Source organism: Streptomyces sp. M2CJ-2 (assembly GCF_016757295.1).
In the GTDB taxonomy this organism is placed as follows: Bacteria; Actinomycetota; Actinomycetes; order Streptomycetales; family Streptomycetaceae; genus Streptomyces.
On sequence record NZ_JAESIF010000155.1, the window covers coordinates 1 to 5,152 of the forward strand.

5 protein-coding genes and 2 pseudogenes are annotated in these 5,152 nt (G+C 68.0%); 1 reads left to right on the top strand and 6 read right to left on the bottom strand.

Going from position 1 to position 5,152, the window contains the following annotated elements; translation table 11 throughout:
* Nucleotides 1-143: 143 nt before the first annotated feature.
* Complete coding sequence (locus JL475_RS37930; RefSeq protein ID WP_202282759.1) at nt 144-566, bottom strand: helix-turn-helix domain-containing protein; 423 nt, start codon at nt 564-566, stop codon at nt 144-146.
* A gap of 88 nt (nt 567-654) precedes the next feature.
* On the opposite strand from JL475_RS37930, the gene JL475_RS37935 reads away from it, so the two are divergent.
* Entirely contained in the window at nt 655-1,464 is an 810-nt protein-coding gene (locus JL475_RS37935) for an NmrA family NAD(P)-binding protein (RefSeq protein WP_202282760.1), read from the top strand.
* A gap of 55 nt (nt 1,465-1,519) precedes the next feature.
* On the opposite strand, the pseudogene istB reads toward JL475_RS37935, so the two are convergent.
* The 5 genes and pseudogenes from istB to JL475_RS40940 form a co-directional block, all read right to left on the bottom strand.
* A pseudogene (gene istB, locus JL475_RS37940) lies at nt 1,520-2,309 on the bottom strand (IS21-like element helper ATPase IstB).
* Complete coding sequence (locus JL475_RS37945; protein ID WP_237409422.1) at nt 2,306-3,181, bottom strand: hypothetical protein; 876 nt, start codon at nt 3,179-3,181, stop codon at nt 2,306-2,308. Before JL475_RS37945 ends, istB begins: the two are co-directional and overlap by 4 nt.
* A gap of 349 nt (nt 3,182-3,530) precedes the next feature.
* Nucleotides 3,531-4,397 (bottom strand): nuclease, encoded by an 867-nt coding sequence (locus JL475_RS37950; protein WP_202282761.1) that lies wholly within the window; start codon nt 4,395-4,397, stop codon nt 3,531-3,533.
* Nucleotides 4,398-4,610: 213 nt separating this feature from the next.
* Nucleotides 4,611-4,781: pseudogene (locus JL475_RS37955) on the bottom strand (transposase); the annotation flags it as partial.
* 104 nt (nt 4,782-4,885) lie between these two features.
* On the bottom strand, nt 4,886-5,152 hold a 267-nt coding region (locus tag JL475_RS40940), incomplete at its 5' end, for a hypothetical protein (protein ID WP_237409423.1).

Sequence of the window (5,152 nt, forward strand, 5' to 3'; positions counted from 1 at the left end):
CAGCTGCGCGGCGCCATCATCTGGCTGCGCAGCCTTGCCCCCGCCACATGATCACGATCCCGAACAGGCCCTAGTTGTTGCTGGTCATGATGTTGTTGACAGCGCCCTGGCAGGTGTCCGGCATGCGGCGATAGCTGCTCGTGTCAGCGGATGTCGTGGTCGGGGTGGGCCTGGTCGTACGCATGCCGCGCCTCGGCGATGACGGCACGATGCGCGAGGGACCAGTCGGCGAGTGCCTTGACCAAGTGGGTCAGGTCGGCCCCGGTCTCGGTCAGGCGGTAGTCGACCTGGGCCGGCACGGTCGGATACACGGTGCGCAGCACGAGGCCGTCACGTTCGAGCCTGCGCACGGTGAGGGTGAGCATGCGCTGGGAGATGCCGTCGATGGCGCGCTGAAGTTCACGGAAGCGACGTGGCCCGCCGGCGAGTTCGACGATCACGAGCACCGACCACTTGTCCCCGATGCGATCCAGAACATCGCGGATGCCGCAGTCGGGGTGGTCCTCGCGTCCGCACGGGTCGAGTGCGGCGGGGGTGGTGGTTACCGCGGTGTGCGTGAGTGACATCAGACTGCCTTCTTGTGGCCGGTGAGCGTGCGGTCGAGGATCAAGCGTAGTTACTGATGAGAACCACGACGGAAGACTGCGAGTGATCATGATTTTGGTGACCGGAGCGAACGGGAACCTCGGCTCGGCCACTCTTGCGGCGCTGCACGCCCATGGTGCCGTTGCGATAGGCGGCAGCCGCACGCCGGGCGAGGGGACGCGGCGTCTCGACTTCGACGACCACGTGAGCCTCGACCTCGCCGGGGTGTCGACTCTGGTGCTCATCTCCGCCGGCTATGCCGAGGACGACCAGGTCGTCGCCCGGCACACGGCGGTCCTGGACGCCGCCGTCCGTGACGGCATCGGCCACATCGTCTACACGAGCCTGACCACTGCCGGCGATCATCTCGGTTTCGCTCTGGCTCACCGCGCGACCGAGCGCATGGTGCGGGCGAGCGGGTTGCCGTGGACGATCCTGCGCAACGGCCTGTATGCCGAACTCTTCGGCGGCCTGCTGATGTGGGCCGGTAACGGTGTGGAGTCCGCGTTCGGGGACGGTGCCCTGGCCGCGGTCTCGCGAGGAGACCTGGCCGAGGTCGCGGCGGTGGTGGCGTCGGATCCGGCACCTCATAGCGGGCGCGTCTACGACCTCGTCGGCACGCCGATCGCGGCGGGGCAGGTGGCCGACGAACTCGGTGTCGCGCATCGCGCCATCAGCCTGGGTGAGTACCGACGCAGGCTCCTTGAGGAGACGCCGGGGCTGCTGCCGTTCCAGCCGCCGATGCTCGCCTCGATCGCCACGGGCATCCGGCACGGCTTCCTGGACGGTACCGCCCCCGACCTCACCGACCTCCTTGGCCGCGCAGCCCGCGATCCACTGGCCACGGCCGCTGCGGCCGCGTCCGCCACCAAGCCGTAAGCGAGCGTTTAGCGGCGACAGCGACACGCGCCCAGCGGTGCCGAGCCTGCTGGAGTCAGCCGGTCCTAACAGGTTCTTCGGCTCGTGCCCGGGTGCTGGCCAGGCGGTAGGAGTCGGTGCCGGTCTCGATGATGGTGCCGTTGAAGGTGAGACGGTCGACGATGGCCGCGCAGAGGCGGGGGTCGGTGAACGTCTTGGTCCAGCCGCCGAAGGACTCGTTGGAGGCGGTGGCGACGCTGTTCTTCTCCTCGCGCTCGGTCAGAACCTGGAACAGCAGTTCGGCGTCGTGCCGGTCGAGTTCCATGTAGCCGAGCTCGTCGATGCACAGAAGATCAACGCGGCCGTAGCGGGCGATGGTCTTGTTCAGCTGCTTCTCGTCGGCGGCCTCGACCAGCTCGTTCACCAGCTTGGTGGCGAGCGTGTAGCGGACGCGGTAGCCCTTCATGGCGGCCTCGGTGCCCAGCGCGATGAGCATGTGGGACTTGCCGGTGCCGGAGTCGCCGATCAGGCAGAGCAGCTGGCTCTTCTTGATCCATTCGCAGCTGGTGAGGGTGTGGGTGGTGGCCGGGTCGATGTTGGGGTTGGCGTCGAAGTCGAAGGTCCGCAGCGACTTCTCCCGCGGGAAGCCGGCCGCCTTGATCCGCCGCTCCGAGCGGCGGCGGGCCCGGTCGTCGCACTCGGCCATCAGCAGCTCGGGGGGAAGCCGCGGTAGGGCAGCTGGTCCTTCATCGCCCGGTCGGCGATGTCGGGGAACTCGTTGCGGATCGACGGCAGCCGCAGCAGGCGGTGTCGATGGCGGCGTCGGCGGCCTGCTCGGTCAAGCCTCGCTGGCGGGGCAGGATCACTGTGCTTCTCCCTCTCGGTGGTCACCGCCGCTGGCGCGACGGCGTCGGAGCAACTGGTCATAGGGGGTCACGGACGGCAGTGGCCTGGTGTCCGGCGGGAGGTGGGACAGCTTCCACTCGTGCAGGGACGTCACGTTCGCCGGCGGCTTGCCGGGCGAGGGCCGGTCTGCGGGGGCGGGTTCGGTCTCGGCCTGGGCGGCCTTGCGGGCCTCCAGCGCGACCGCGTCGGCGGTCATCGCCCCGGCCCGCAGGGCCGCGGCCAGGCCGGCGACGGTGTGCTCGTGCGGCAGGTGTCGGCCCAGCAGCAGGACCTCGATCAGGGCCCGGGTGCCGTCCCGCTCGCCGTGGACCTTCTGGGCCTGAGCCCACCAGGCGTCGTGGACCGGGGTGAACTTGCCCGCCGAGCGGGCCTGTTCCAGAGCGGTGGACCCGGGAAACGCGCCGGGCTTGCGGACCAGGACCTCCAGATAATGATCCAGCTCCAGGCGCACGGCGCCCTTGGCGATCAGCCTCTCGTGCCGGGCCACTTCCACGTTCTGGTCGTAGACCACCAGGTGAGAAGTGTGCAGGACGACCCGCACCCGCTTGCCGATCAGCCGGATGGGGACCGAGTAGCGGTTGGTGCGGACCGGGATCTGGCCGTAGCGGTCGATCCGCGGGGTGAACAGCCGGCCCGTCTCGAACGGTTCCTCGGGCAGGGGTATCAGCAGCGGCTGTTCGAGTGCGAAGCATTCGGCGACGGTCCTGGGCCGGGCACCGATGCGGCGTGCGTCGTCCTGCCGGTCCCACTGCTCGACCATCTCGTTCAGCTTGGCGAGCGAGGAGACCTCGGGGACGGGGACGAAGTGGTTGCGGCGGAAGTAGCCGATCATCCCTTCGGCGCCGCCCTTCTCGTGGGCGCCCTCGATGCCCGGCCGGCAGTAGAAGCTCTCGATGCCGAACGTCCGCGAGTTCGCGAATTCTGAAGGGTGTTCGCGACGAACCCACAGGTTCAGGAGGGAAGTTTGGCTGGACGGAGACGGAGGTTCAGAGCTTGCTTCAGGCTGCGGTGATACCTGGAAAGGTCATTCGAGAGCCGTAGAGGCCTGTCGTCGAGAGAGGGCCAGTCTGCGTCGCGCTCGGTCGATCTCTGTGATGACGACCGTGATCTTGTCGACTCTCCGGACACTGCGGCGACTGAAACGCGCAGGCCAGGATGCCGATCACGGCAGCGGTGGTCGGTTACTTCTCGTCGAAGACGAGATCCTCCGGCGTATGGGTAAGCCGTACGGTATTGCCGTTGGTGACATCGACGACGGTGTCGAATCCTGTCCACTGCCCGGTGGAGAGGATGAACAGCCTGTCCTCCCGTTGCGCCAGGTAGGCGCGGAAGCCGGCCAGCGAGGGGTCGCCGTCGTTGAGCTGAAGGTAGTCCGCCAGCCGGCGGAACAGCTTGGGCAGCAGCACCGCGGTGTCGGTCAGGGTGGACATCCCCTCCACCTTCGCCCCGCTCTGGGTCTGGTCCTTGGGCCACAGGCCCAGGTCGGCCTGCCGAGCCTGCTGGGCGGCCGCGGTCATCTCCGTGCGCAGGTCGACGAAGAGCTGGCGGTAGAAGGTGGGGTAGGCCAGACCCTCGGTGAGTTGGTGACGATTGGCCGTCAGGCGCAGGTGCTCCGGGGTGACGTTGATGAACGTGCCGCTGCTGCCCGGGGCGTCGGTGCCGCGGCCGGCGAGGGCCACGCAGCGTCCGTGGACGTCCGCGCTGCGGGTGAGGATGTAGCCGGGCTGGGGATCGTGGTTGCTGGTGACGATGCCGTGGGCGTTGCGCTGTACGCCGCTGAAGCCCAGCCAGGTGACCAGTTCGTCGGCGGCCTGGCTGGCGAACGGGGCCGGCTGATGGAGCTCGGGGCCCCGGGGCGGGCGGTAGTGGGTCTCCAGGGTGTCGATGCCGTCGAGCCGGAGCTGTGCGCCGCCGCGGCGGTTGCGCCGCACCCGCCGCCCGCGCAGCAGGTCCCACTGGTTGGGGTCGTCGGGGTAGAAGCGGACGGAATCCCCGTCGGGACTGGCTCCGGTGATCTGGTAGGTGCCCTTGATCAGCAGCATCGGCATGGCGGCTCTCCTCGTGAAGCGCGTGGTGCCTTCACCGTGACCCGCCTCGGAGCGGCCTGCACTTGCCAGGGACCCAGGTGCGTATGAAATTCACGCAACTGGTGGACGCGAGATCCGCAGAGCAGCAGGTGTCCGGGACGGCAGCACGCTTGAGACGTGCGTACTCGAGGGCGGCTCACCTCCGCTCGCGCGGAGAGGACCTCACCCAGACACGTCGTACATCGCGCCGTGCCCGCGCCGATGCTCGGCCGTGAGCGTCAGCTCGACCAGCGACGTCACCGGACCGTCCGCACACAGCACCGCGTCGGTGAGCTCGAAGAGCGCATCCGCCCGGGTGTAGAGGCAGTCGTAGAACTCGACACGAAAGTGGGACAGGAGGCCCAGCACGGCGTCAGCGGACTGTTCAAGGGCGAGACTGCTTCACAGCGGCCGTTCCTTCACGCGACGTTGCTCGACACCTCGACGTAAAGAACGGCCGTCCTGCTGTCTCAAGGAGAAGCCAAGATCAGCAGGCCAGGTGAACCGCCGAGGTTAAACATCAGATTCAGCAAAAAGCTTAGATTTAGACCTGTTTGAGCGGACATCGCCGTGCCGATGGCCAGTCCGCTCTCGCCGCGTGGCGTGCTACGACAAAGACGGCCAGCAGAAACCTTACCGATGACCACGTCCCTGGGCCCCGACAGTGAGGTCTTCTCGGCAACGTGACGGTTGCGGTGCGTGATGATGCCGGGCGGCGGGATGGTGACTCGATGCCG